The organism is Blautia sp. MSK17_66 (genome assembly GCF_020538025.1).
In the GTDB taxonomy this organism is placed as follows: Bacteria; Bacillota; Clostridia; order Lachnospirales; family Lachnospiraceae; genus Blautia_A.
In genome coordinates, this window is sequence record NZ_JAJBNQ010000005.1 from 12,338 (window position 1) to 37,848 (window position 25,511).

A 25,511-nucleotide genomic window follows, 5' to 3' on the forward strand; every position below is an offset into this window, starting at 1 on the left:
AATTTTTCAATAGCAGACGTTGCGTACAGGATGTTTTTATATTATAATGGAGATTATCACTGGGAGTAAAGATCTACTCTTTATCCCTGAGAAAAGGAGGAAAATACAATGGCAAAGGTTACAAAAGATATGCTGATCGGCCAGTTAATCACTTTAGATCCGAATATTGCACCGATTCTTATGAGAGCAGGAATGCATTGTCTTGGATGCCCGTCTTCCCAGATGGAATCCTTAGAAGAAGCAGCCATGGTTCACGGAATGGATGTAGATGTTCTGGTTCAGCAGATCAACGACTTTCTGGAGAATAACTAATTAATAAAAGACTGGCAGAGATGCCAGTCTTTTTAAGTGTAACTGTTACATTGATCGTTGAGTAAGAAATAAACAGTCAACATATAAGTCATGATTAAAGCTGTATTAATTGTTGCAGAGCATTTACGGAAATTACCTCTCCATGCTCGATTAAATGAGCCTCCCTGGCAGGTGTACAGGAACTTCCTTTACCATATTCAGAAAGAATATTGCAGACTTTATTGAACTCCTGCGGAGAGCAGGAAGACTGGTGAATGATAAGCTGATAGCTTTCGTTAGCAGAAGTCTTGTATAAGGTATTTCTGCCGGTGAAAAAACCATTCAGTCCATGTGAAGCTGCAATTACATCGTCCAGGTGAGTAAATGTATACTGACGAATCAGATTTACCGCTGGTTTTTCAGAAGAATCGGAAGCTGCCTCATCTGATTCCTTAGAGCCTTCGGTATTGGAAGACTTATTCTTGAGTCTGGATTCGCAAATCTTCTGGAAAATATCAATGATATTGTCTGCTCCATCAAGCTGGAGCGGTTCTGTCTGGGCAGAGTCCTTGTATGGGGAAAATCTGGAAAAACGGGTATCCAGTTCTTCCGGATCTTCTACTTTAGTGATGATGAGGATAATACTGTCAAGATTTACAGGGATTGCCTCGATCATCAGCGGAATATTGTCTGCTTCAAAACCAAATTCTATCTGCGCCTGCTGCATCATATCGCGGAAAAGTTTCTTGGCTTTCTCGGATCCGTAAGCCAGTTCCCGCAAGTTAACCTGATGCATTTCCAAATCTTCTCGTGTTAAGGTACAACGAATCTGATTATCGTTGATTTTTTCTAATTTCATGTCATCACATCCTATTCTTTGGATCCTGATACGAATTTATATTGTAACTGTTCAGTACCTTCACAGTTGCTTTATATCAAAATCAGGATATAGTCCATGACTTATATAACGTATTATATACCACAAGTATAGAAAATGTAAAGAAATTAGATTTACCTATTTCTAAAATATTTGGAAATAGAATAGAAATTTTTTTATAAATCGGGAAAAATCCTTGCAACTGTAAAAGAAATCTGTATAATGAATCTTAAGAAGAGATAGGTGTTCTGTGATTGAATGACAAAAGACGCAAATTAAACTAACTTACATAATAACAACACATTTCGTAACTGTTCAGCAGCTTCACAGTCAGGATACTACCTTCTGAATAGTTACCACAATTCTCATTTCTACAGACAAGTCATTGCCATCATTTACATGTCATGCAGCGTTCCGGCTGTGGCAGATGCAATTTCCATGAGATTAAATTCAATTACAGGAAGAATATTTTTTCTTAAACTGTCAGGTGTTTTCTAAAATCTTATTTTGAGAGAAAGGAGGAAAGATCTGAGAAAATATGTCACATGAGAAGTGCAGCAAGAAAGCCATAAAACCTCTGAAAAAAGAACTGAAGGTCTATCAGAAGAATGGAATCCAGCTCTTTATGGATGGAAAGCCCAGTACCCCAAAAGATATTGCGAAAGCCTGTTTGATCGCAGAGGGCGGAGGTTATATGAGAGACTACACAGAAGATGAAACAGGCAGAATTGCAAGAGTTGATTTTGATCTGATCAGAGAAGCACCCCCAAAGCATATACAAGTCAAACGCAGGTAAGATCTGACGAGTGACGAAGGGGAAGATTTTGCCGTTTAAGATACATAAGAGGAAGGGATTTTTCAGGAAAACAAAGGTTTCCTCCTTATACCTGACCGGTCTGGAAAATCCCTGATATGAAAAAAATATTAAAAAAATTAAAATTTCCAAATAAATAATACATCTATGACAAAACATGATATAATTTATAAATGAAGTGTAACTGTCTGGCATTCTCACAGTTACGAATCAGAGGCTATCCCGGATCATTTTGCGGAGTATTGCCTGCTGAATAAAATATGCTCTGAACCGAAAGGGAGGAACAAATGAGAAAATCAAGTACAACACAGAGGAGAAAGCAGCTTGTTTCAATTATGGTCGTCGGTATTCTGATTCTTGTGCTTGCAGTGGCAGGAATAGGGATTCATATTATCAGTAAATATATTCCATCTAAGGAACAGATGAATCTGACAGAATATTATGGTCAGCCGGCAGAAGGAGAGATGGTACTTGTCCTTGGTACAGATATTATGGAGGAGAGAGCTCTGAAATCCGGAGATCAGATTTATCTTCCGCAGGATATCGTAAGTACCTATCTGAATCAGAGATATTACTGGGACAGTGGAAATCAGCAGATTTTATATGCGACACCGTCGTCACTTGAGAAGTTTCCTGCATCAGAAGCAGGAGATGGAGAGGTCTGGGTGCGGGATGGAAAGGTTTATCTGAGTCTTTCACTTGTACAGAAATATACAGATCTGGATTTTTATGAGTATCAGGAACCGGCAAGAGTTGTGATTCGGCATGAATTTACAGGAGTAAATGTAGCAACTGTTAAGAAAGACACGAGTATTCGCTATCGTGGAGGCATCAAGTCACCGGTTCTCACAGAAGTCAAGAAAGGTGATACATTGATTTATATGCAGGCTCTTGAAGACTGGGTACAGGTTTCAACCATGGATGGATACATTGGATATGTACAGAAAAAAGTTCTGTCAGATATGGAAACCACAGATTTTGAGAGAGATTTTGAGAAAGAAGATTATACTTACCTTATAATGGAGGATAAGGTAAATATGACCTGGCATCAGATTACCAACACAGATGCCAATGCTTATCTTGGCGATATGACAGCAAACGTCAGTGGCTTAAACGTGATTTCTCCGACATGGTTTTATATTCAGGATACAGCAGGAAATCTTGGAGATTTGTCTTCGGCTGATTATGTGGCGCAGGCACATCAGAAGGGACTTAAGGTATGGGGGCTGGTTGATAACTTTACAGCAGAGATCAGTACCACGGAAACTCTGTCTCAGCTTTCATCCCGACAGAATATCATTCAGTATCTGATACAGAGGGCAGCAGAGATAGGAATGGATGGTATTAATGTGGATTTCGAAACACTCAGTGAAGATGCGGGACCGCATTTTCTGGAATTTTTGAGAGAACTTTCTATTGAATGCCATAAGAATAATCTGGTACTTTCTGTGGATAACCCGGTTCCGGAAGATTTTACAAGTCATTATGACAGACGAGAGCAGGGGCTGGTTGTGGATTACGTAGTGATCATGGGATATGATGAACATTATGTGGGATCTGAGGCCGGCTCTGTAGCATCGCTTCCGTGGGTAGAACAGGGAGTGGAGGATACACTGAAGGAAGTTCCGGCACAGCGAACAGTTCTTGCCGTTCCGTTTTATACCAGATTGTGGAAGACAACCGGTGGAGCTGTGACAAGTGAAGCAATTGGAATGAGTGAAACGCAGAGAATACTTACAGAGAATCAGGTTGAACCTGTATGGGATGGAAGCGTGGGGCAGAATTATGCAGAATTTGAGAAAGACAATACAACATATCAGATCTGGATTGAGGATGCCCAGTCGCTTGCAGAAAAGGTAAAACTGATTCCGAAATATGATCTTGCAGGAGTTGCCCAGTGGAGACTTGGATTCGAGAGCAGTGATATCTGGAGTACGATCAGCGAAAATCTTAAAACATCATAACTGAAATAAAAAACACACTCTGCAATCTCAGCAGAGTGTGTTTTTGGTTGGAATTTATTAAAATTTATAAAAAGTCCTGTAAATGGAAGGAGGCCGGTACTTTCGTACCGGCGCGTATGAAAAAGAAAAATATTTTATAGAAAGCATTTCGCTCTCTATAGCTAATACTATACCCGAAAAATGTGAAAAAACTGTGATGAGGTTTTGAAGAAAATGTGAAGAAATCATAAAAAAATAACAAAATAAAGAAAAACGCCCCTGATCAATTATAAATCAGGGGAGAAATTATCAGAAACGTTTCCAGGTATCCTTGAAGAAGAGAAGCAGAAGAGGGAAAATTTCCAGTCGTCCTGCTAACATATCAAAGATCAGAACACTCTTGGACAGATAGGAAAAAGAACTGAAATTTCCCATCGGACCAGCGATTTCAAATCCTGGACCAATGTTGTTAAGTGTAGCAGCAACAGCGGTGAAGTTCGTGATCAGGTCAAAATTGTCAATTGCGATCAACAGGACAGAAGCTGCAAAAATCAGAAGATATACGCTGATGTAAATATTGGTGGATCTCAAAATTTCATGAGAAATAATCTTGTTATCCATCTTGATCTTCTTGATTGCATTTGGGTGAAGGTAAAGCTGGAATTCTTTTTTTGCAGCCTTGCACAGGATCAGAATACGGGAAACCTTGATTCCGCCTCCGGTACTTCCGGCACAGGCACCTACAAACATCAAGAGCACCAGAACTGTCTTGGATAAGGCTGGCCACTGGTTGAAGTCTGTGCTTGAAAATCCTGTTGTGGTAATGATGGAAGCAACCTGAAATGCTACCTGCTGGAATGCGACCAGGACATTTCGGAAGAGGTGTACCGTATTGAAGGTAATAATTAAAATGGAAGCGATAATGATTCCGAAATAATAGCGAACTTCTTCATATTTAAAAGCTTGACGAAATTTCTTAGTCAGAATCAGGTAGTAAACAGAGAAGTTTACCCCGAATAAAATCATAAAGATGGTAGTAACGACCTGACAGTAAGTGCTGTAGCTTCCAATACTGTCATTGACAATACCAAATCCACCGGTTCCGGCAGTACCAAAGGTGATACACAGAGTATCAAAAAGAGGAACTTTTCCAATCAACAGCAGGAATATCTGAGCAAGTGTCATACCAAAATAAATAGTATAAAGAATTTTGGCAGTGGACTGTACCTTTGGAACCAGTTTGCTGACAGAAGGTCCCGGGCTTTCTGCTTTCATAAGATTCATGTGATATCCACCGGTGAGCGGGAGCAGGGAAAGCAGAAATACAAGAACTCCCATTCCTCCGATCCAGTGTGTGAAGCTTCGCCAGATCAGAACACAGTGCGGAAGAACCTCGACATCTGTAAGAATGCTGGAACCGGTAGTTGTGAATCCGGAAACTGTCTCAAAAAGTGCATCGACAGGATGTGGGATATACCCACTGATCACAAAAGGAACTGCACCAAAAACACATAAGGCAAGCCAGCTCAGAGCAACTGCAACACAGCCGTCCTTGGTGTAAAATACTTTGTTTTTGGGTTTCTTCAGTGTAAGAGGAATTCCGATGACAAGGCAGACTGCCATGGCGATCAAAAAAGAACTGAATTCCCGTTCGTGATAAATCAGTGCTGTAAAAAAGGGCAGTAACATAAAGGCTGCCTGAAAATTACATATCCAGCCCACGATATAGGCAATAATGCGAAAATTCATAGCTCTACCTCATTTATGCAAGAATGTCGCGGATGTCGCGAAGCCCTTTGTTGGTGGTTACGATGACAACATTATCCCCGACCTGGATGGTGTCCTGACCTCGAGGAATGCGTACAGTACCCTTGCGGGCAAGGCAGCAGACCAGAAGGTTGCTTTTGAGATTTAATTCGGCAAGTGGAATACCAACGACAGGGGAATTATCCCTGATATTAAATTCCAGAGCTTCTGCCTGATTGTCCAGGATATGATACAGAGTTTCTACGTTACTTCCAATGGTATTCTGCATGGCACGAACATAGCGGAGAATGGAATCGGAGGTAATATATTTAGGGTAGATCACACTTCCCAGATCCAGATCGTCAATGACATCCTTGTATGGGAGGCGATTAACTTTGGCTACAAGTTTTGCTTCTGTAAGTTTCTTGGCGGAAAGTGACAGGAAAATATTCTCCTCGTCCATATTGGTAAGTGTTACGAAAGATTCTGCAGTTGCAAGACCTTCCTCTAAAAGAAGAGAACGATCAGTTCCATCACCGCAGATGATCGTAGCTTCCGGGAGCATATCACTCAGTTCTTCGCAGCGATTCTTATCCTTTTCGATGATCTTGACATTGATCCTGAGATCGGACAGAGTTTTGGCGAGATAATAAGAAATGGTACCACCGCCAATGATCAGAGTATTTCTGACCTGATGTGTCTTCAGTCCTATTTTCTTAAAGAAAAGGGCAGTATTCTTAGGAGCTGCAATGATAGAAACAAAATCCCCATTGTGTACCAGATGATCTCCGCCAGGGATTGCCACAGTATCCTTGCTCTCAATTGCTGCGAAAAGAATATCACAGCGATATTTGTCTGTGATCTGAGAAACAGACATACCATCCAGACCGAATTCTGGCAGAACTTTAAATTTAAGAAGCTCTACACGGCCTTTGGAAAACGGATCAATCTTGATCGCAGCCGGAAAACGCAGCAGTCGGGAAATTTCCTGTGCAGCAGCCAGTTCAGGGTTCATGATCATGGAAAGACCGAGTCTTTCTTTGATAAAACCGATTTCCTTGCTGTAAATAGGATTTCTTACGCGGGCGATTGTCTGGCAGTGCCCGGTTTTCTGTGCGATAAGGCAGCAGAGAAGATTTAATTCATCAGAAGCAGTTACAGCGATCAGAATATCAGCGGTTGGCACACCGGCCTCCATCAGGGTATTGATACTTGCACCATTTCCAACAATTCCCATAGCATCGATATCTTCGGTGAGAGAGTTGATAATATCGGCATTCATATCAATCAGAGTTAGGTCAGTTTCTTCTTCCTGAAGCTGTTCTGCGAGAGTGCGTCCAACTTTGCCGCACCCGACAATTATGATATGCATGATTTCCTCCAGTAATAAAAAATAATTATTATAAACCATTTCATTATACCACTCTGTATGAGGTTTTTAAATAGAGAAAATATAAATTTCATGGTATACTGAAGGCTACAGGATGAAAAGAAAAAAATGCTATATTACCAAAATGAGAGGAAGTGATCTATCATGGATACATTAAGTGAAACAGCAGACAAAGTGGATCAGGGACTGCAGAATATGGGGCTGGATGGAACGTCTGTAAAGCAGAGCCTCAAGGATATCCTGAATTTCAAAGAATATCTGACAGAACAGCTTCCGGCGCTCACCGGATTTTGTATTAAAGTGGTTCTGTCCATTATCGTTTTTTTTGTGGGACGCAGGATCATCAGCTGGATCGTGAACATTATGAGGAAATCTCTGGAGAGGGCCAATATAGACGCAGGTGTTGTTCAGTTTATTTCATCAGCAGGCAAGGCGGTTTTGTATATGCTGCTGATCTTTAATATAGCGATCAGTCTGGGTGTGAAAGAATCTTCTGTGGCTGCACTTCTTGGAACTGCCGGTGTGACGGTAGGTCTGGCATTACAGGGGGGACTTGCGAATCTGGCAGGCGGGGTTCTGCTTTTGATATTTAAACCTTTTGTGGTTGGAGATTATATCATTCAGGATCAGGCAAATGGCTGCGAGGGAACGGTTGCCAAGATTGAAATCTGTTATACGACTCTTCTGAGTATAGACAACAAAAAGATCGTAGTGCCAAATGGAATATTGTCAAACAGCACGATCATCAATGTGACAGCAAAAGAAAACCGTAAACTGGAGATAAAAGTAGGAATTTCCTATGATGCAGATATCCGTAAAGCAAAAAAAGTAATCGAGGATATTCTGAAGGCGGATCCGGATACCAGGAGCGACAATTCAGAGATGGTGGTTTTTGTGGATTCGCTGGCGGACAGTGCAGTGATCATAGGGCTTAGGGTATGGGTTCCGACGGATGCATACTGGAAAACAAAGTGGAGACTGAATCAGAGGATCAAGGAAGAATTTGACGCAAATGGAATTACGATTCCATATAATCAGATGGAAGTTTATGTACATCCAAGAAAATAATCAGAAGGAAGATATGATTTTAGAAAAGTAAACCTAAAAATAATAATAGGTTGACAATTCGAACCTGCCTGTGCTAAAGTCTTAAGAGAGATCAGAGAATAGCAGATCTGTTATTATGAGGAGGAAAAGATGAGTACGGTAGCAGTTCAAAGAAGTAAAACATATGATATTGTTTATATTGCAGTGTTTGCAGTGATCATGGCAATCTGTTCCTGGATTTCCATTCCGGCAGCGGTTCCGTTTACCCTGCAGACATTCGGTGTTTTTATTGCAGTAGGTGTGCTGGGCGGAAAGAGAGGAAGCTTATCGGTTCTGGTATTTATCCTGCTTGGAGCGATCGGAATTCCTGTGTTTGCTAACTTTTCAGGAGGTATCGGAGTCCTGGCAGGACCTACCGGTGGATACATTATTGGATTTTTATTTTCCGCTCTGCTCATGTGGGCAATGGAGAAACTTCCGGGAAAAAAATCAGTCATGCAGATTGTTTCCATGATCGCAGGTCTGATTGTGTGCTATGCATTTGGAACAGTATGGTTTGTGATCGTTTACGGCAGAATGAATGGACCTATTGGATTTACAGCAGCACTTGCCTCCTGCGTAGTTCCGTTTATCATTCCGGATATCATTAAGATCGCACTTGCGTATGTTCTTTCCAGAAAACTCAGAAAATATGTGTTTTAACAGTTGATAAGAGTAAAAGGGGACTGTCAAATGACAGCCCCTTCGTTTTTTATGAAGTATGTTCTGCGAATATGAATACGATGAAGGCACCAAAAAGGGCAGAGACAGTGGCAAAGATGAGCATGGAATTTACTCCGGCAAAATCAATCAGTACCCCGCCAAGGAAGGAACCGATCACACAGCCAAGAGTATAGGTCATGGTAAAATATGCCTGTCCCTTGATGGCATCTTCGGGTTCCATGACTGCATTTACATAGTAGACAGAGGCGGCAGTCATAAGTCCCCATCCAAGCATCTGAAGAATCTGTACTCCATAATAGACGGAGATCCCAGGTGCCAGAAGCGTTCCAAGAGATTTCAGTACGAAGAAAATACCGGCAATACGAATCAGAATATCACAGCGGATTTTTTTGATAATATAGCCAAAAAGGAACAAGGTAGGAAGCTCGCACATAGCCGCAATTGCAGATGCAGTTCCCATTTCAGAACTTCCGCCACCTTTGCCCTGTGCAATCTGAAAGTTAAAATTATTCAGAAGTACGTGGCTGAGATAAATAAAAATGCATCCGATAAGTACCAGAGAGAAGTGCTTATACTTTTGGAAAAACAGAAGCGGATTTGCCAGACTATTTCCGGAAGCTTTTGAGCCGGAAGTTCCCTGGGTTTTGACAAAAGGAAAAAGGATGAGACATCCGAGGGTAAAAAATGTGAGAATGATCACAGAGGCAGGGATGGAACCGGCACCTGCTTTTACTGTAATAATTCCAAGGACATAGCAGATGATTGCATATGCAACAGAACCCATTCCACGTGCAAGTCCAAAGTTAAGCTGCTGACCCTGATTGATGCTTTCCATACCCAGGGCATTGATAAATGGAGTTAATAACTGAAGAAGCGCGATACTGATGCCATAGAGAAGTCCGGTCAGAATCAAGCTTCTGGAAAAAAACAGTCCGACTCCGAGAAGCAGTTGGATCATATAAAAAATCTGGATAAGTTTTTTGAGAGAAGGGCTGTCCGGACGGTCAGCATAGCTGGCGAGTACAGGCTGAAGAAGTGCAGAAATGATACCGGCAGCGGCAGCAATGATGCCGATCTGAGTATTGGAAAAGCCTCCATCCAGCAGAAAAAAGCCGGAAAAACTCATGATCGCGGCAAAATACATCCAGTACAGTGCCTGGATGCAGGCGTAAGGCCCGGTGAGGTTTTTTTGTTTAGAAGATGGCATGATGGGTACTCCTTTTAAATGATTATTCAGTAGCAATTGCAAAAATTTCATAACTGTTCAGTGTCCAGTTACATATTATTTTTATTATAACAAAATACTTGCCAAAAAGCAGTCCTTATTTTATCATAAACGTAACGATTCAGTACTGTTGCTGCTGTTCACAGTCACTGATAAACGATAACAAAAAAAGATGGAGGTTTAGACGAATGAAGAAAAAGATAGATGTATATGAGTATATGGGAGAAATCCTTAAAGGAGTGAAATCGGGTGTACTGATCACCGGAAAGGATGAGAATAAAACAAACTCCATGACGATCTCCTGGGGAATGGCTGGTATTGAATGGGGAAAACCTGTTTTTGTAACTTTTATACGAGAAAGCCGTTTTACCAAGACTTTTATCGATAAAAATGGTGAGTTTACAGTAAACATTCCACTTGATGAAAGTGCAAAGAAAATCCTTGCATACTGTGGCTCAAAATCAGGAAGAGATGTGGATAAGGCAAAAGAACTCGGCCTTACTTATGAAGAACCGGAAACAATTTCGGTACCGGGAATCAGAGAGCTCCCATTGACTCTGGAGTGTAAGGTGATTTATAAACAGACACAGGACATTCATGCGATCACAGAAGAAGATCAGGAAAAATTTTATCCACAGAATGCAGATGGATCCCAGGATATCCATGTGGCGTATTATGGCGAGATCGTAAATGCATATGTAATTGAATAATTGAGGAAAAACAGCTCTCCATATAAAAATGGGGAGCTGTTTGCTCATATCAGGAATTTTTGCAGGAAGCTTTACATGGATTGTCAAAGGCTGGATTAAATGCGTAGAAATTTTTGGCATCCAGATTTTCCTGAACACTGCGAAGAGCTTCTCCAAAGCGCTGGAAGTGAACGATTTCTCTTGAACGCAGAAATCTGATAGGATCAGCAATTTCCGGAATATCACGGACTACCCGGAGAATGTTGTCGTAGGTGGAGCGGGCCTTCTGTTCTGCTGCAAGGTCCTCAAACAGATCTGTGACAGGATCTCCTTTGCTCTGGAATTCGCAGGCATTAAATGGAATCCCGCCCGCAGCCTGTGGCCAGACACCTACTCCATGGTCGATATAGTAAGGCCCGAGTCCGCTTTTTTCAATTTCTTCCATAGAAAGATTTCGTGTAAGCTGATGGATAATGGTGGATACCATTTCCAGGTGAGAAAGCTCTTCAGTGCCGATGTCATTTAAAACAGCGGCGGTCATGCGGTTTGGCATGGTAAAACGTTGAGAAAGATAACGGAGGGATGCACCAATTTCACCGTCGGGACCGCCGTATTGGCTGGCAATGAACTGAGCAATCTTTGCATTAGGGGTCTTGATATTAATCGGATACTGTAACCTTTTTTCATAATTCCACATAGATTATCTGCACTCTCCTTCCTGCTCCCATGGAAATGGCTGTTCCATCCATCGCCAGCTGTTTGCATCTGTTTCAAGGGCATCGTCTATGGTAAGGGGACCATAGTGCCGGGCATATTCCTTCATCAGTTTCTGGCGTTCGGAAGAGTATTCCCGATAAAAAGAAAGTGCTTCCTGACAACAGGGATGTGTATCAAGAAAGAGCAGAATATCATCAACGGCAAAACTGACTTCATAGATCCGTTGAAGGAGTTTTTCTTTTGAAGTACAGGAATTCTGACTCATCATCGTCTGACACCTCGCTTTCCGCAGAAGGGTTTGCATAACTCAGGGAAAACAGTTCCGACTCTTAAGGCATAATTCAGGTCATAAGTTGTTGAAAATTTCTGACAGGGAACATATGCCATTGCGATCGGCAGATGCTCGATGGGACTGTACATTTCAGAATTGCCGGAAACTGTGGTACAGGATGAAGATGGGGAAGAGGCCGGACTGCGCTGTGCACAACGGTAGAAACCAGTCTGATTTCCTGTCATTTCTCTTGCCATTCCACAAGTTGCATTATATGGGCGGCCGCAGGGCCGGGATATCTGATAATTTTCCATGAACGAGTCCTTTCAGGGGAGTTCTTTATATTTTATGTGTAAAAAAAAGAAAAGTGCATAGAGAACGTTCCTTGTTATTTTTGCTTTACTCTGGTAAAATAAAAACGAAAAATTTCTGCGAAGATAAACGGGGAGAATGTTAAATGGAATTTTGGGATATTTATGATGAAAATAAACAGCCGACAGGTCGTACAATGAAAAGAAATGACTGGTGTTTAAAGGATGGGGAATATCATCTGACAGTACTTGGCGTTGTTGCCAGACCAGATGATACATTTCTGATCACAAAAAGAGTCATGACAAAGGCGTGGGCTCCGGGTTGGTGGGAAGTTTCCGGCGGAGCAGCGCAGGCAGGAGAAAGCTCCTATGAGGCAGTACTTCGTGAAGTGAAAGAAGAAACTGGTCTGGATGCAAGAGATGCAGAGGGCGGATATCTTTTTACATACAAGAGGGAAAATCCGGGAGAAGGAGATAATTATTTTGTAGATGTATATCGTTTTGTCATGGATGTAGACGAAAAAGATCTGTCACTGCAGACGGAGGAGACAGACGGACATATGTTTGCGACCCTGGAGCAGATCCAGGCGTTTGCCGCAGAGGGTAAATTCCTCCATTACGACAGCATCCGCAAAGCATTTGAAAGGCAGGAGTGACACAAAATGAAATTTACAAGAGAAGAGATAGCAAAAGCCCTGAAACTGTATGTGATCACAGACAGAAGCTGGCTGAAAGAAGATGAAACCCTTCTTTCTGTATGTGAAAAAGTTATTCAGAACGGAGCAACCTTTCTTCAGCTCCGCGAAAAAGAACTGAATGCGGAAGAAACCAGAAAAGAAGCAATAGAACTTCAGAAACTCTGCCGCAGCTACAAAATTCCTTTTGTGGTAAATGACAGTGTGGAGATTGCAATGGAAATGGATGCAGACGGAGTGCATGTCGGACAGTCTGACATAAAAGACAGAGATATACGTGCAATTCTGGGGCCGGATAAGATCCTCGGAATGACAGCCAAAACGGTGGAGCAGGCAGTGGCTGCCGAAAAAGCAGGAGCAGATTATATCGGGACAGGAGCGGTTTTTGGAAGTACGACCAAAAAAGATGCAAAGAATCTTTCTATAGAAGAGCTTAAGAAAATTGCTGCCTCCGTAAATATCCCGGTTGTTGCAATCGGCGGTATCAACAGTGAAAATGTTTCCAGACTTGAGGGAAGCGGTGTCAACGGTGCGGCAGTGATATCCGGGATTTTTGCGGCAGAGGACCCGGCAGAAAAAACATCAGAAATGAGCAGACTGACGGATATATTTTGTAAAAAATAAGGCAAACATATTGTGTTTTGTAAAAAAATATGATATCGTATAGAAAATTGAATAAAGAAGATGACAGGTGCTGAAGAATTTATCAGAAGTTAAAAGGGAAACAGGTGTGAAACCTGTACGATCTCGTCACTGTAAGCAGGGAGTATGATTCTGTATGCGTAAGCATGATCACTGGGAGACCGGGAAGATAGAAGCATATGTTGATTGGCAAGTCAGGAAACCTGCCTGTTGTCTGGTACGGGAATATGAATTCCAGATCACGAGTAATTGGTTGTACCGTTTATATGCGACAGACCTGTTACCCTTTATAAGGGTTTTTTTAATGTACAGAAGTTTTTCATATTTTCGTATCGTATAAGTTTGCTGATGAATAATTTTATATAAAGCTACATCAGGACGACCGATTCCGATAAGGAACAGCCGCCGGGAACGTTTGTGCCAAAGGAGGACGAAACAATGAAAAACAAAACTGTAAAAGCACTTGCAACACTGTTAGCAGTAACAACCGTATCTATGATGGGAACAGCCGGAGTTATGGCATCTGATAATACTGCAGAGGATACTGCAACAGAGGCAGCAGCAGATACAGAAGAAGCTGAAGCTACAGAAGAAGCAGAAGCTACAGAAGAAGCAGCAGACGATACTGCTGAGGCATCAGATGATGACCAGGCAGCAGCAGATAATGTAGCAGCACTGATCGACAAGATCTATGTTCAGGAAAGAACTGACACAACAGATGAGGACTGCAAAGCTGCCAAAGAAGCATGGGATGCACTGACAGATGCACAGAAAGAACTGGTAGAAGGCGAAGAAGCAAGCCCGGAATATTTCGGACGTGACACAGGGGATGCTTCCAAAGATGATCCGCGCAATCAGGACGAGATCGGTGAGAATGAAATCCTTGTAGTAAGCTTTGGTACTTCTTTCAATGACAGCCGTGCAGAGGATATCAAGGGAATCGAAGACGCTCTGGCAAAAGCTTATCCGGACTGGGCTGTAAGAAGAGCATTTACAGCACAGATCATCATCAACCATGTACAGGCAAGAGATGACGAAGCAATTGACAACATGGATCAGGCACTCCAGCGTGCAGTTGACAACGGAGTTAAGAACCTGGTTGTACAGCCGACACATCTTATGCATGGAGCAGAATATGATGAGATGGTAGAAGCAATCGATCAGTATAAAGATAAATTTGAATCCGTTGCAATCGCAGAGCCAATGCTTGGTGAAGTCGGAGAAGATGCTACAGTGATCAACGATGACAAGAAAGCAGTTGCAGAGGCACTTGTTGATGCAGCAGTAAAAGAAGCAGGATTTGACAGCATAGATGCATCAGCAGAAGACGGAACAGCATTTGTATTCATGGGACATGGTACTTCTCATACTGCAAATGTAACTTATGATCAGATGCAGACTCAGATGGAAGACCTTGGATACAAGAACGTATTTATCGGAACCGTTGAGGGTAAGCCGGAAGATACAGCATGTGAGGCAGTTATCGATAAGGTTAAAGAGGCTGGTTATAAGAAAGTTGTTCTTCGTCCGCTGATGGTTGTTGCAGGTGATCATGCAAACAACGATATGGCTGGTGATGATGAGGATTCCTGGAAGAGCCAGTTTGAGGCATCCGGAGCATTTGACAGCATTGACTGCCAGATTGAAGGACTGGGAAGAATCCCGGCAGTAGAGGATCTCTATGTGGCTCATACAAAGGCAGCTATGGATGCTGATGCTACAGATGACGCAGAAGCTACAGACGATGCAGAAGCTACAGACGATGCGGCTGCTGATGATGCTTCCGCAGAGACAACAGATGATGCAGCAACAGAGGAAGCAGCAGAATAATAAAATATTCCGCGAGGTGTTTTGCCATGAATATGGCAAGATCCCAAGACGTAGAGGTGATGGCTGCCCGGAAAGTTTATGACTTTTCCGGGCAGTTTTTGGGATAAATAAGATTTTGCTTAAACGAAGTGAAAGAGAACAGGAGGAAATGATAATGAAACGTTCATTAGCTTTAATGGCATGTGTATTAAGCAGTGCCATGGTACTTACAGCAGTTAGTCCGGTTATGGCAGCCGATAAAGAAAAGACCGAGACAGCCGACACAAAAGAGGATGCCGGCACAGAAGAAACCAAGAAGGATTCTGATACAGAAAGCACTGCTCTGGAAGATGGAATCTACAGTGCAGAATTTGATACAGACAGCAATATGTTCCATGTAAATGAGGCAAATGACGGCAAGGGAACACTTACTGTGAAAGATGGCAAGATGACCATTCATGTAAGCCTTGTTTCAAAGAGCATTGTAAATCTGTTTGTGGGAACAGCAGAAGATGCAAAAAAAGATGGCGCAGAACTTCTTGAGCCTACGACTGATACCGTTACCTACAGTGATGGCATGAGTGAAGAAGTTTATGGATTTGATATTCCGGTTCCTGCAATCGATGAGGAATTTAATGTTGCTCTGATCGGAAAGAAAAATAAATGGTATGACCATAAAGTAAAAGTGACCAATCCACAGAAAGAAGCCGATGGAGAAGCAGCAGGGGCATCTGAGGACAAAAAAACAGTCGAGGATCTGAAGCTTGAAGACGGAGAGTATACAGTCGATGTTGCCATGGAAGGCGGAAGCGGCAAGGCAAGCGTAGATTCTCCGGCAGCCCTTGAGATCAAAGATGGCAAGATTACAGCAACAATCGTATGGAGCAGTCCGAATTACGATTATATGATTGTAAATGATGAGAAATATGAGCCGGTCAATAAGGATGGAAACTCTACATTTGAGATTCCGGTGGATGCATTTGATTACAAAATGCCTGTAACCGCAGACACCGTGGCAATGAGTACACCTCATGAGATCGAATATACTCTGCAGTTTGATTCCGCAAGCGTTGCAAAGGCAGAAAAATAAATATGAAAAAGAAATTCTATAAGATGCTCTGTGTACTGACAGCGGCTGTTTTTTGTATGACAGCTCCGGCTGTCGTACAGGCAGCGCAGAACGAAAAACAGACAGAAGCAGCACAGGAAGAAGAAATTGAAGACAGGGAAATCGCTCAGGAACTTGCAGGCATGAAATATGACCACAGCCTGGAACTCCAGTATGCAGATCAGTTTGCAGTAGATTATTACGAGGGTGGCTATGCACTGATCACAATTGCGGGTGGTGAACGTTTCCTTCTGGTTCCGGAGGATAAAGAAGCACCTGAGGGGCTTGATGCCGACATTTCTGTAATACAGAAACCAGTGCAGAATATCTATCTGGTTGCAACCTCGGCGATGGATCTTTTCTGTGCTCTGGACGGGCTGGACAGTATCAGTCTCTCCGGTACAAATGCAGATGGCTGGTATATTGACAAGGCCAAAAAGGCAATGGAAGACGGAGATATCGCATTTGCAGGAAAGTACAGTGCACCGGACTATGAACTGATCCTGTCAAAGAACTGTGATCTTGCAATCGAATCAACCATGATCTATCATCAGCCGGAAGTCCAGGAGAAACTGGAAAAGTTTGGAATCCCGGTCCTGGTAGAACATTCCAGCTATGAGAGCCATCCACTTGGAAGAACGGAATGGATCAAACTCTATGGAGTTCTCCTTGGTAAAGAGGATCAGGCACAGAAGATTTTTCAGGAGCAGGTGGACAAGCTGAAATCCGTAGAGGACAGCGAGAATACAGGAAAAACAGTGGCTTTCTTCTATATTAATTCCATGGGTGCGGCGAATGTACGTAAATCCAATGATTATGTATCAAAAATGATCGAGCTTGCCGGGGGCGAGTATATTTTCCATGATCCTGCAGAAGACGACAATGCGCTGTCTACCATGAATATGCAGATGGAAGAATTTTATGCGAAAGCAAAAGATGCGGATTACATCATCTACAACAGTACGATTGACGGAGAACTGGATTCCATCGATGAACTTCTTGCAAAAAGCTCACTTCTGGCTGATTTCAAGGCTGTGAAGGATGGAAATGTATGGTGTACAGGACAGAATCTTTTTCAGGAAACGATGGGACTGGCAACTATGATCGAGGATATCCACACGATGCTGACTTCAGATGATCCAAAACTGGATTCTCTTACTTATATGAAGAAACTGAAATAAGGGGAAAAATATGCGTAAGAAACTACATTTCAGATACTGGCTGTCGTTTATCATACTGATCATACTTCTTGGAGTCCTGGTTTTCTGGAATATTAATTCCGGAAGCATTCCGATCTCCTTACAGGATGTATTCCGAATTATTTTTCTGAGAGACGGAACGGAGACGGCCTACAATATTATATGGGAGATTCGGCTTCCGAGAATTCTGGCAGCCGTGATCCTTGGAGGCGCTTTGTCCGTATCAGGATTTTTGCTTCAGACTTTTTTTGGAAACCCGATCGCGGGACCTTTTGTCCTGGGAATCTCTTCCGGTGCCAAACTGATCGTGGCACTGACGATGATCTTTCTTCTCGGGAAATCTATCGTGGCAACCTCGGGCGTGATGATCATTGCTGCTTTCACAGGTTCCATGATTTCCATGGGCTTTGTGCTCCTGATCGCAAAGAAAGTCAATCAGATGTCTATGCTGGTTATCAGCGGAATCATGATAGGATATATCTGTTCAGCAGTGACAGATTTTGTGGTGACTTTTGCGGATGATTCCAACATCGTAAATCTTCATAACTGGTCGATGGGAAGTTTTTCGGGAACAACCTGGGAAAATGTTTCTACGATGACAGTTGTAGTCATGACAGCGCTTATCATTACTTTTCTGATGTCGAAACCAATAGGAGCTTATCAGCTGGGAGAAGGCTATGCCCAGAATATGGGCGTGAATATTAAGGCGTTCAGGATCGCACTGATTTTGCTTTCCAGTATTCTCTCTGCCTGTGTGACAGCTTTTGCAGGGCCGATTTCCTTTGTTGGAATTGCGGTGCCGCATCTGGTAAAAAGCCTGCTTAAAACATCAAAACCGCTTCTTGTGATCCCGGCCTGCTTCCTTGGAGGTGCTGTATTCTGTCTGTTCTGTGACCTGATCGCAAGAACTGTGTTTGCACCGACGGAACTCAGTATCAGTTCTGTGACGGCAGTGTTTGGCGCACCGATTGTTATTTACATTATGATCCACAGAAAGAAGAGAGCGTGATGGGAGAATATTTTATCCATACAGATCAGATGGTGGTTGGCTATGACGGAAAACCACTGATCAAAGATGTAGAAATTAAAATGAAACGTGGAGAGATCCTTACACTGATCGGACCAAACGGTGCGGGTAAATCTACGATTCTTAAGAGCATGACAAGACAGCTGAAGCTTGTGGCCGGAACTGTTTATATGAATCAGGAAATGATGAGCAAAATGTCCGGCAAAGAAGTGGCAAAGAAGCTTGCTGTCGTCATGACTGAACGGATCCAGCCGGAACTTATGACCTGTGAGGACATCGTGGCAACAGGACGTTATCCTTATACGGGAACTCTGGGAATCTTATCAGCAGAAGACTGGAAAAAGGTTCACAGGGCGATGGAGATGGTCCATGCAATGGATTTTAAGGACAGAGATTTCACGGCGATCAGCGATGGTCAGAGACAGAGAATACTTCTGGCCAGGGCAATCTGTCAGGAACCGGAAGTGATCGTTTTGGACGAGCCGACTTCTTTCCTGGATATTCGTCATAAACTGGAACTGCTTTCTATTTTGAAACGGATGGTGCTGGAAAACCGGACAGCGGTTCTGATGTCTCTTCATGAATTGGATCTTGCACAGAAGATTTCGGATAAGGTGATCTGCGTTCATGGTGACAGGATTGAGAAATACGGCCCGCCGGAAGAAATTTTTACCTCTGAATATATCCATCATCTTTATGGAATCACAACAGGAAGCTATAATGCGGCTTTTGGCTGTCTGGAGATGGGAGCACCGGAGGGAAAACCGGAGGTTTTTGTGATCGGCGGCAATGGAAGTGGAATCCCAACTTACAGAAGACTGCAAAGAGCAGGAATCCCGTTTGCAGCAGGGGTTCTGCATGAAAATGATGTGGACTACCAGGTGGCAAAGGATCTGGCAGCGGAAGTGATCGTAGAGCAGCCGTTTGAAGAAATTTCAGAAGAGGCGTATCAAAAAGCATATGCATCCATGAAAAAATGCAGAGAAGTAATCTGCTGTATGGATGCATTTGGAACGTTCAACAAAAAAAATCAGCTTCTGAGAGAAGAAGCTGGACGGATGAAAAAATTAAAAATCAACTAAGAGAAGCAGAGCTGAGATGAAAATCACAGTTCTGCTTCTTTATGTGTATAACTGTCAAGAATTCCGTCGATCGATTGATGAAGATATGGCAGGTATTCGTCAAGTGAAACGGGCTGCTGGTAAAGGATGCAGCTGTAACAGGTGGAACTTGCAAGTTCGATGACCGAAAACAGCAGCATATCAGGATGATCATAGGTGCATTCATCTTTTTCGAGCAGTTCCAGATAGGCTTCATAAAATATGAGATCTTCATTTGGAATCTGATCTTCCAGTGCAGTCTGAAAAACACCCCAGGAAAGGTTGCGGGAAATGAAGACCAGCAGAGAAGAATCTTTCTGCAGGGCATCCAGAATAAAATCAATCATAAAGTGAAGCTGTTTTCTGAAACCTGTGATTTCCTGTTCGATGATCGCACGGTAGGCCTGATAAAAAAGTTCTGAAGTCTTATGAGAGACAAGCTTGTTGCGAATATCATATTTATCTTTGAAATAGAGGTAAAAAGTACCCTTGGCAACGCCTGCTTTATTTACAATATCAGAGATCGTCGTCTGGTTGGTCCCTTTTGTGGTAAAAAGCTCAAAGGCTGTATTGAACAGAGCATCTTTCTTTTTTTGCTTTTTCATTTCCAGTTTTCCCATACGAATCTCCTTTCCGGACTGTTGATTTTTGGTTCCGTGATTTATTATAGTCAAAAATGACCGGAAGTCAATATTAATAAAAAAGAAGCTTAGTTTTTGGACACTTTGGGCGAATCGTATATTGACTAAGAGTCAGTTTTGGTATATAACTCTTTATGGAATAAAAAATGACTGATAGTCATAAATGACAAAAAAAGTCGATAAGGAGGACATGATGATTAAGTTTGGAAAATGGATAGCAAAGCATAAAGTGCTGATCGTGATCATCAGTATGCTTCTGCTGATTCCGTCATTCCTGGGAATGGCAGCAACGAGAGTTAATTACGACATCCTCAGTTATCTGCCGGATTCACTGGAGACAGTTGAAGGTCAGGATATCATGGTGGATGAATTCGGAATGGGTGCATTCTCTATGGTAGTCGTAGAAGATATGGAACTGAAAGACGTAGCGAAATTAAAAGAGAAATTTCAGGATGTAGAGCATGTAAAGGACGTGCTGTGGTATGACAGTGTGGCTGACTTAAGCATTCCGGTAAGTATGATCCCGGCTAAGTTCAAAGATGGCTTCTTCAATGGTGATGCAACCATGATGATCGCGCTTTTTGATGATACAACATCTTCTGATGCGGCGATGGAAGCAGTTACCGATATGCGTAAGATTGCAAATGAACAGTGCTTTATAAGTGGGATGTCCGGTGTCGTAACAGACATTAAGAACATAGCACTTCAGGAAATGCCAATCTATGTTGTGATCGCAGCCTGCCTGTCTCTGCTGGTTCTGCTTCTGGCTATGGATTCGCTGGTAATTCCGGTGCTGTTCCTGCTTAGTGTAGGTCTTGCAGTTGTTTATAACCTGGGAAGCAACATTTTCCTTGGTGAGGTTTGTTATATCACAAAATCTCTGACAGCAGTACTTCAGCTTGGTGTAACAATGGACTATTCCATTTTCCTTCTGAACTCCTTTGAAGCATATAAGAAAAAATATGATGCCAAAGACCGGGCAATGGCACATGCGATTGCCGATACATTCAAATCTGTAGCCGGAAGTTCGGTCACAACAATTGCCGGTTTCCTTGCACTGTGTGTTATGACTTTTGCACTCGGACGTGACATGGGTATTGTTATGGCGAAAGGTGTTGTGATCGGTGTTATCTGCTGTGTTACAGTTCTTCCGGCAATGATCCTTGTATTTGACGGAGTGATCGAGAAGACAAAACACAAACCTCTGATCAGGAGTATGGATAAGCCTTCCGGATTTATCACAAAGCATTATAAAGTATGGCTTCTTATATTCCTGATTCTTTTGTATCCGGCTGTTTACGGAAATAACCATACACAGATTTATTACAATATTGACAAGTCTCTTCCGGCTACACTGGACAGTAACGTATCCAATGAAAAACTGAAGGAAGACTTTGATATGAGTACTGTCCATATGGTACTGCTGAAAAACGGGCTGGACAGCAAAGAGAAAACACAGATGCTGGATCAGATCGATAAGGTTGACGGAGTGAAATGGTCACTGGGAATGAATTCTCTGATCGGACCGACATTCCCGGAATCCATGATTCCTTCCAATATCAAAGAAATGCTTCAGTCGGATAACTACGAAGTACAGTTTATCTGTTCCGAGTATTCCTCAGCAACAGATGAGTGTAATGCACAGCTGGATAAAATTCAGAAGATTGTCAAAAAATACAGTCCGGAATCCATGGTGATCGGAGAAGCTCCTCTGATGAAAGACCTTCAGGATACAACGGATGTTGACCTTCAGAGAGTAAATATTCTTTCTATGGCAGCAATCTTTGTGATCATTCTGTTTGTATTCAAATCGATTTCTCTGCCGTTCATTTTGCTGGCAGTTATTGAATTTGCGATCTTTGTAAATATGGCGATCCCTTATTATCAGGGAGTAACCCTTCCGTTCGTAGCAAGTATCGTAATCGGAGCTATCCAGCTGGGAGCAACCGTTGACTATGCGATCCTGATGACCAGCAACTATCAGAAACAGCGTCATCTTGGCAAGACAAAGAAGGAAGCTATCTCCATAGCACATAAATTCTCCATGAAGTCCATTATTGTAAGTGGATGCAGTTTTTTTGCAGCAACCTTTGGAGTAGCTCTTTATTCACAGGTTGATATGATCGGTGCGATCTGTACCCTGCTTGCAAGAGGTGCAGTGATCAGTACGATTGTCGTATTACTTGTACTTCCGGCAATGTTTATGGTATTTGATCCGATTATAGTTCATACATCAAAGGGATTTTTGCCGGATAAAAAATGAAACCTAAATGAAAATGAATGAAGCCTATGGGCTGGAAAAGGAGTCAAGGATATGAACAGAAACAGAAAGAAAGTAGTAGCCGCTACTCTGGCAACAGGAATGGCTGTCGTTATGGGAACGATGCCGGTACTGGCAGCAGACAGCAGTGTCTCAAAACAGGAAACTGTATATGTAAATGCTTCGGCCAGTGGTACTCCTCAGGAGATTACAGTATCTGACTGGCTGAAAAATTCAGCATCCTCAGGAAATCTGAGTGATGTGTCAGATCTTAAAGATATCAAAAATGTCAAAGGTGATGAAACCTTTGAACAGGATGGCGATGAGCTGACCTGGAATACAGAGGATAAGGATATTTATTATCAGGGAACAACAACAAAGGAACTTCCTGCATCTGTACAACTTACTTATTATTTGGATGGAGTCCAGGTAAGTCCGGATGATCTGGCCGGTAAGAGCGGACACCTTAAGATTGAAGTAAAATATACCAACAATGCCAAAAACGAAGTAAAAGTCGGCAAGAAGAAAACAGATATGTATTCTCCGTTTGTAATGGTTACAGCAATGATTCTTCCGGTTGACAATTTTACAAATGTGACCATCGACAATGGAAAGGTGCTCTCTGACGGACAGAGAAACATTGCAGTCGGTGTTGGTCTTCCTGGACTTTCTGACAGTCTGGACCTTAAGAGTGTTGACAAAGACCTTGATATTGATATTCCGGAAGGATTTACTATGGAAGCAGATGTTACTGATTTCAGCATGAGCTCCACATTTACCTTTGGAATGACAGATATTCTGGATTCCCTGGATACAGGTGACATTGACGGACTGGATGATCTTAAGGATTCCATCCAAGAACTTACAGATTCAGCAGAAAAGCTGGTAGATGGAGCTAAGGAACTTTCCGATGGAACTACGACACTGGATACGAAATACAAAGAACTGGATGATGGTATTGCCACACTCAAAAGCGGTGTCAGCACTCTGAACAGTGGTGCAGCAAGTCTCAAGAGCGGTGTTTCATCCTATACTTCCGGGGCAGATACTCTTGCCTCCGGTGTGACACAGTATGCATCAGGAGTAAGTCAGCTGACCAGTTCACTGAAAGAATATAATGCGGGAGTAAATACACTGGCATCCGGAGCCAAAGCCTATATCAGTGGTACGAACACCCTGGGAAGCGGAGTGAAGGCCTACGTAGAAGGCTCAACAAAGCTTGGAAATGGAATCAGCCAGTATATTGATGGAATAGGAACACTGGTTGAGGGCGTAGGAGAGAGTGCCAAAGGCGTTAAGACTGCAGCAGCAGGAATCAGTGCTTTTGCACAGAAAGCCGGAGCAATGGCAGGAAAGCTTTCTGATACCGTTACAAAGATCAATACTTATGCAGATTCTGTAACTGCCTATGCACAGGGAGCCGCACAGTTTGCAGGCAGTGTGCAGTCTTATACTGCAGGTGCAGCACAGGCACAGGGTGTGTCGGCACAGCTGTCAGCACTTCTTGGAAGTATGACAGAAGGCAGTGAGGATGATAACAGCAAGACAGAACAGGTTGCAAATGGTCTTGCACAGGCAATGGCAGCAGCGGATTCTCTTGAGACATCCACAGATGATTCTGTAGCAGGTCAGGTAAGTGCAGCTGCCGGTGCGGTGAGTGAGGCTGCCGGTGCCGGTGCTCAGCTTCAGGGAGATGCAGGAACGATTGCAAGTGGTCTGGCAAGTGCAGAGTCAGCAATTGATATCTTAAGCAGCATTGATACTTCTTCTATGGATGAAGAAACAGCAGCCGCTGTAAACGGTGCAGTGCAGAGTGCGATCGGAGCAATTTCCGGTGGTGTGGGCACAGCACAGAGTGGTGTTGACAGTTTGCAGGCTCATGCAGATCAGGTATCCGGTCTTTCTGAGCAGGCCGGACAGGTTCAGGCGGCCGCAGATGCGATCAGTGCACAGAGCAATGCAGCAGGTTCTGTGTCTCAGCTTCAGGATGGACTGAATCAGATTTCAGCAGGGCTTGATGAACTGGAAAATGGAGATACAAAGAATTCTGAGGCAGATTCCCTTAATCAGGCGAAACAGCTGGCAGATGGTCTGAATGCCGCACTTACACAGCTTACAGATAATAATGAGGCATTAGATACAGCAGCAGAAAATCTGATCACGAACGGAACCGGAGAAGGTGAGTCCCTGACAAATGCATCTGCCCAGGTAAAAGAAGGAACAGCAGAACTTCAGACAGAGGTAAGTACTCTGTTAGACAGTAAACAGCTGACAGCACTTCAGCAGGGTGCAGAAGAACTTTCAAAAGGTGCAGATCAGCTTCAGGCAGGTTATGAGACGGCCAAGACATCAGCTTCTGAACTGAAAGCCGGTGCAGTGAAACTTCAGTCTTCCAATAAGCAGCTTACAGATGGTGTGGATAAACTTCAGAAATCAGGAAAAACTCTTACAAGCGGAGCAAATCAGCTCACAAGTGCAAGTAAGCAGGTTCAGAGTGGAGCAAGCAAGATTGACAGTGCAACCAGTACTCTTACAGGTGGAGCAAGCCGTCTCTCTGCAAACAGCGGTACACTGAACAGCGGAGCAAGCCAGCTTGCCAGTGGTACACAGCAGCTTGTGAGCGGAACCGGTACTCTGTCAAGTGGAAGCACACAGGTCAAGGATGGAATCAGCAAACTTGCCAAAGGTGCCAAAGAACTGTCAGATGGAACAAAGAAATTCAATGACGAAGGAATCAAGAAGATTGATGAGGTTGTAAACGAGGATCTTCAGGATGTCCTGGACCGTTTGGATGCACTTCGTTCCGATGAAAATGCATATACAAGCTTTACCGGAAAATCTGACAATATGGATGGAAATGTGAAGTTTGTCATTGAAACAGAGGCAATCGACAACAAGTGATGACAGAAAAAAATTTAGGGAACGGTTTTTACCGTTCCCTGTTTTTGCTTGCGGAGCCAGAGGGAGTCTGCTATACTGTATAGCA

At 42.9% G+C, this 25,511-nt stretch carries 23 protein-coding genes and 1 riboswitch; of the genes, 15 read left to right on the forward strand and 8 right to left on the reverse strand.

Annotation, left to right across the window (positions count from 1 at the left end; genetic code table 11):
• The first annotated feature begins 108 nt into the window (after positions 1-108).
• On the forward strand, positions 109-312 hold the full coding sequence (locus tag LIR34_RS03835) for a DUF1858 domain-containing protein (protein WP_161284124.1): 204 nt from the start codon (positions 109-111) through the stop codon (positions 310-312).
• 94 nt (positions 313-406) lie between these two features.
• On the opposite strand, the gene LIR34_RS03840 is transcribed toward LIR34_RS03835, so the two are convergent.
• Positions 407-1,150: an adaptor protein MecA gene (locus LIR34_RS03840; RefSeq protein ID WP_173902027.1), complete on the reverse strand. Its 744-nt coding sequence runs from the start codon at positions 1,148-1,150 to the stop codon at positions 407-409.
• 556 nt (positions 1,151-1,706) lie between these two features.
• On the opposite strand from LIR34_RS03840, the gene LIR34_RS03845 reads away from it, so the two are divergent.
• Together LIR34_RS03845 and LIR34_RS03850 are read left to right on the forward strand one after the other, a co-directional pair.
• Entirely contained in the window at positions 1,707-1,964 is a 258-nt protein-coding gene (locus tag LIR34_RS03845; protein ID WP_161284126.1) for a hypothetical protein, read from the forward strand.
• Positions 1,965-2,269: 305 nt separating this feature from the next.
• Positions 2,270-3,946, forward strand: a complete 1,677-nt coding sequence (locus LIR34_RS03850) for a glycosyl hydrolase family 18 protein (protein ID WP_173902028.1) — start codon at positions 2,270-2,272, stop codon at positions 3,944-3,946.
• A gap of 288 nt (positions 3,947-4,234) precedes the next feature.
• Here the strand turns inward: LIR34_RS03850 and LIR34_RS03855 are convergent, their stop codons facing one another.
• A complete protein-coding gene (locus LIR34_RS03855; RefSeq protein ID WP_173902029.1) occupies positions 4,235-5,674 on the reverse strand; it encodes a TrkH family potassium uptake protein in 1,440 nt (479 codons plus the stop codon).
• 13 nt (positions 5,675-5,687) lie between these two features.
• Positions 5,688-7,043 (reverse strand): Trk system potassium transporter TrkA, encoded by a 1,356-nt coding sequence (gene trkA / locus LIR34_RS03860; protein WP_173902030.1) that lies wholly within the window; start codon positions 7,041-7,043, stop codon positions 5,688-5,690.
• A 162-nt stretch (positions 7,044-7,205) separates the two neighbouring features.
• On the opposite strand from trkA, the gene LIR34_RS03865 reads away from it, so the two are divergent.
• Together LIR34_RS03865 and LIR34_RS03870 are read left to right on the forward strand one after the other, a co-directional pair.
• Positions 7,206-8,129, forward strand: coding sequence for a mechanosensitive ion channel family protein (locus LIR34_RS03865; protein WP_173902031.1), 924 nt, complete (start codon positions 7,206-7,208; stop codon positions 8,127-8,129).
• A gap of 129 nt (positions 8,130-8,258) precedes the next feature.
• The gene (locus LIR34_RS03870) at positions 8,259-8,810 is read left to right on the forward strand and encodes a biotin transporter BioY (protein ID WP_161284131.1); all 552 of its coding nucleotides are present in this window, start codon (positions 8,259-8,261) and stop codon (positions 8,808-8,810) included.
• 49 nt (positions 8,811-8,859) lie between these two features.
• On the opposite strand, the gene LIR34_RS03875 is transcribed toward LIR34_RS03870, so the two are convergent.
• Entirely contained in the window at positions 8,860-10,038 is a 1,179-nt protein-coding gene (locus tag LIR34_RS03875; protein ID WP_173902032.1) for an MFS transporter, read from the reverse strand.
• 206 nt (positions 10,039-10,244) lie between these two features.
• Between LIR34_RS03875 and LIR34_RS03880 the strand changes: the two genes are divergently transcribed.
• Positions 10,245-10,766: a flavin reductase family protein gene (locus LIR34_RS03880; RefSeq protein WP_173902033.1), complete on the forward strand. Its 522-nt coding sequence runs from the start codon at positions 10,245-10,247 to the stop codon at positions 10,764-10,766.
• Positions 10,767-10,815: 49 nt separating this feature from the next.
• Here the strand turns inward: LIR34_RS03880 and LIR34_RS03885 are convergent, their stop codons facing one another.
• Genes LIR34_RS03885 through LIR34_RS03895 form a run of 3 tightly spaced genes read right to left on the reverse strand, consistent with a single transcriptional unit; the run spans position 10,816 to position 12,047 of the window.
• On the reverse strand, positions 10,816-11,442 hold the full coding sequence (locus LIR34_RS03885; RefSeq protein ID WP_161284134.1) for a manganese catalase family protein: 627 nt from the start codon (positions 11,440-11,442) through the stop codon (positions 10,816-10,818).
• A gap of 3 nt (positions 11,443-11,445) precedes the next feature.
• Positions 11,446-11,730, reverse strand: coding sequence for a spore coat protein CotJB (locus tag LIR34_RS03890; RefSeq protein WP_227240014.1), 285 nt, complete (start codon positions 11,728-11,730; stop codon positions 11,446-11,448).
• Positions 11,727-12,047, reverse strand: coding sequence for a spore coat associated protein CotJA (locus tag LIR34_RS03895; protein ID WP_173902034.1), 321 nt, complete (start codon positions 12,045-12,047; stop codon positions 11,727-11,729). The genes LIR34_RS03890 and LIR34_RS03895 overlap by 4 nt, the downstream gene beginning before the upstream one ends.
• A 143-nt stretch (positions 12,048-12,190) precedes the next feature.
• Here LIR34_RS03895 and LIR34_RS03900 point away from each other — a divergent pair, with 143 nt between their 5' ends.
• The 7 genes from LIR34_RS03900 to LIR34_RS03930 all read left to right on the forward strand — a co-directional run bounded on the left by LIR34_RS03900 (position 12,191) and on the right by LIR34_RS03930 (position 19,606).
• Positions 12,191-12,700, forward strand: a complete 510-nt coding sequence (locus tag LIR34_RS03900) for an NUDIX hydrolase (protein ID WP_161284135.1) — start codon at positions 12,191-12,193, stop codon at positions 12,698-12,700.
• Positions 12,701-12,706: 6 nt separating this feature from the next.
• On the forward strand, positions 12,707-13,363 hold the full coding sequence (gene thiE, locus LIR34_RS03905; RefSeq protein WP_161284136.1) for a thiamine phosphate synthase: 657 nt from the start codon (positions 12,707-12,709) through the stop codon (positions 13,361-13,363).
• A gap of 48 nt (positions 13,364-13,411) precedes the next feature.
• Positions 13,412-13,606: riboswitch (cobalamin riboswitch) on the forward strand.
• 213 nt (positions 13,607-13,819) lie between these two features.
• The gene (locus tag LIR34_RS03910) at positions 13,820-15,211 is read left to right on the forward strand and encodes a sirohydrochlorin cobaltochelatase (RefSeq protein WP_173902035.1); all 1,392 of its coding nucleotides are present in this window, start codon (positions 13,820-13,822) and stop codon (positions 15,209-15,211) included.
• 154 nt (positions 15,212-15,365) lie between these two features.
• Positions 15,366-16,280: a hypothetical protein gene (locus LIR34_RS03915; protein ID WP_173902036.1), complete on the forward strand. Its 915-nt coding sequence runs from the start codon at positions 15,366-15,368 to the stop codon at positions 16,278-16,280.
• A gap of 2 nt (positions 16,281-16,282) precedes the next feature.
• A complete protein-coding gene (locus LIR34_RS03920) occupies positions 16,283-17,479 on the forward strand; it encodes an ABC transporter substrate-binding protein (RefSeq protein ID WP_173902037.1) in 1,197 nt (398 codons plus the stop codon).
• A 10-nt stretch (positions 17,480-17,489) separates the two neighbouring features.
• The gene (locus LIR34_RS03925; RefSeq protein ID WP_173902038.1) at positions 17,490-18,506 is read left to right on the forward strand and encodes a FecCD family ABC transporter permease; all 1,017 of its coding nucleotides are present in this window, start codon (positions 17,490-17,492) and stop codon (positions 18,504-18,506) included.
• A complete protein-coding gene (locus LIR34_RS03930; RefSeq protein WP_173902039.1) occupies positions 18,506-19,606 on the forward strand; it encodes an ABC transporter ATP-binding protein in 1,101 nt (366 codons plus the stop codon). Before LIR34_RS03925 ends, LIR34_RS03930 begins: the two co-directional genes overlap by 1 nt.
• Positions 19,607-19,629: 23 nt before the next feature.
• Here the strand turns inward: LIR34_RS03930 and LIR34_RS03935 are convergent, their stop codons facing one another.
• Positions 19,630-20,244, reverse strand: coding sequence for a TetR/AcrR family transcriptional regulator (locus LIR34_RS03935; protein WP_173902040.1), 615 nt, complete (start codon positions 20,242-20,244; stop codon positions 19,630-19,632).
• Between the two features lie 214 nt (positions 20,245-20,458).
• On the opposite strand from LIR34_RS03935, the gene LIR34_RS03940 reads away from it, so the two are divergent.
• Both LIR34_RS03940 and LIR34_RS03945 read left to right on the forward strand, forming a co-directional pair.
• Complete coding sequence (locus LIR34_RS03940; protein ID WP_173902084.1) at positions 20,459-22,528, forward strand: efflux RND transporter permease subunit; 2,070 nt, start codon at positions 20,459-20,461, stop codon at positions 22,526-22,528.
• Positions 22,529-22,579: 51 nt separating this feature from the next.
• On the forward strand, positions 22,580-25,426 hold the full coding sequence (locus LIR34_RS03945; RefSeq protein ID WP_173902041.1) for a hypothetical protein: 2,847 nt from the start codon (positions 22,580-22,582) through the stop codon (positions 25,424-25,426).
• Positions 25,427-25,511: the final 85 nt, after the last annotated feature.

What these genes read in the sequence shown, in the direction of transcription:
- LIR34_RS03835 (WP_161284124.1), top strand. Translation starts at nt 109, where the DNA reads ATGGCAAAGGTTACAAAAGATATGCTGATCGGCCAGTTAATCACTTTA.
- LIR34_RS03840 (WP_173902027.1), bottom strand. Translation starts at nt 1,150, where the DNA reads ATGAAATTAGAAAAAATCAACGATAATCAGATTCGTTGTACCTTAACA.
- LIR34_RS03845 (WP_161284126.1), top strand. Translation starts at nt 1,707, where the DNA reads ATGTCACATGAGAAGTGCAGCAAGAAAGCCATAAAACCTCTGAAAAAA.
- LIR34_RS03850 (WP_173902028.1), top strand. Translation starts at nt 2,270, where the DNA reads ATGAGAAAATCAAGTACAACACAGAGGAGAAAGCAGCTTGTTTCAATT.
- LIR34_RS03855 (WP_173902029.1), bottom strand. Translation starts at nt 5,674, where the DNA reads ATGAATTTTCGCATTATTGCCTATATCGTGGGCTGGATATGTAATTTT.
- trkA (WP_173902030.1), bottom strand. Translation starts at nt 7,043, where the DNA reads ATGCATATCATAATTGTCGGGTGCGGCAAAGTTGGACGCACTCTCGCA.
- LIR34_RS03865 (WP_173902031.1), top strand. Translation starts at nt 7,206, where the DNA reads ATGGATACATTAAGTGAAACAGCAGACAAAGTGGATCAGGGACTGCAG.
- LIR34_RS03870 (WP_161284131.1), top strand. Translation starts at nt 8,259, where the DNA reads ATGAGTACGGTAGCAGTTCAAAGAAGTAAAACATATGATATTGTTTAT.
- LIR34_RS03875 (WP_173902032.1), bottom strand. Translation starts at nt 10,038, where the DNA reads ATGCCATCTTCTAAACAAAAAAACCTCACCGGGCCTTACGCCTGCATC.
- LIR34_RS03880 (WP_173902033.1), top strand. Translation starts at nt 10,245, where the DNA reads ATGAAGAAAAAGATAGATGTATATGAGTATATGGGAGAAATCCTTAAA.
- LIR34_RS03885 (WP_161284134.1), bottom strand. Translation starts at nt 11,442, where the DNA reads ATGTGGAATTATGAAAAAAGGTTACAGTATCCGATTAATATCAAGACC.
- LIR34_RS03890 (WP_227240014.1), bottom strand. Translation starts at nt 11,730, where the DNA reads ATGATGAGTCAGAATTCCTGTACTTCAAAAGAAAAACTCCTTCAACGG.
- LIR34_RS03895 (WP_173902034.1), bottom strand. Translation starts at nt 12,047, where the DNA reads ATGGAAAATTATCAGATATCCCGGCCCTGCGGCCGCCCATATAATGCA.
- LIR34_RS03900 (WP_161284135.1), top strand. Translation starts at nt 12,191, where the DNA reads ATGGAATTTTGGGATATTTATGATGAAAATAAACAGCCGACAGGTCGT.
- thiE (WP_161284136.1), top strand. Translation starts at nt 12,707, where the DNA reads ATGAAATTTACAAGAGAAGAGATAGCAAAAGCCCTGAAACTGTATGTG.
- LIR34_RS03910 (WP_173902035.1), top strand. Translation starts at nt 13,820, where the DNA reads ATGAAAAACAAAACTGTAAAAGCACTTGCAACACTGTTAGCAGTAACA.
- LIR34_RS03915 (WP_173902036.1), top strand. Translation starts at nt 15,366, where the DNA reads ATGAAACGTTCATTAGCTTTAATGGCATGTGTATTAAGCAGTGCCATG.
- LIR34_RS03920 (WP_173902037.1), top strand. Translation starts at nt 16,283, where the DNA reads ATGAAAAAGAAATTCTATAAGATGCTCTGTGTACTGACAGCGGCTGTT.
- LIR34_RS03925 (WP_173902038.1), top strand. Translation starts at nt 17,490, where the DNA reads ATGCGTAAGAAACTACATTTCAGATACTGGCTGTCGTTTATCATACTG.
- LIR34_RS03930 (WP_173902039.1), top strand. Translation starts at nt 18,506, where the DNA reads ATGGGAGAATATTTTATCCATACAGATCAGATGGTGGTTGGCTATGAC.
- LIR34_RS03935 (WP_173902040.1), bottom strand. Translation starts at nt 20,244, where the DNA reads ATGGGAAAACTGGAAATGAAAAAGCAAAAAAAGAAAGATGCTCTGTTC.
- LIR34_RS03940 (WP_173902084.1), top strand. Translation starts at nt 20,459, where the DNA reads ATGATTAAGTTTGGAAAATGGATAGCAAAGCATAAAGTGCTGATCGTG.
- LIR34_RS03945 (WP_173902041.1), top strand. Translation starts at nt 22,580, where the DNA reads ATGAACAGAAACAGAAAGAAAGTAGTAGCCGCTACTCTGGCAACAGGA.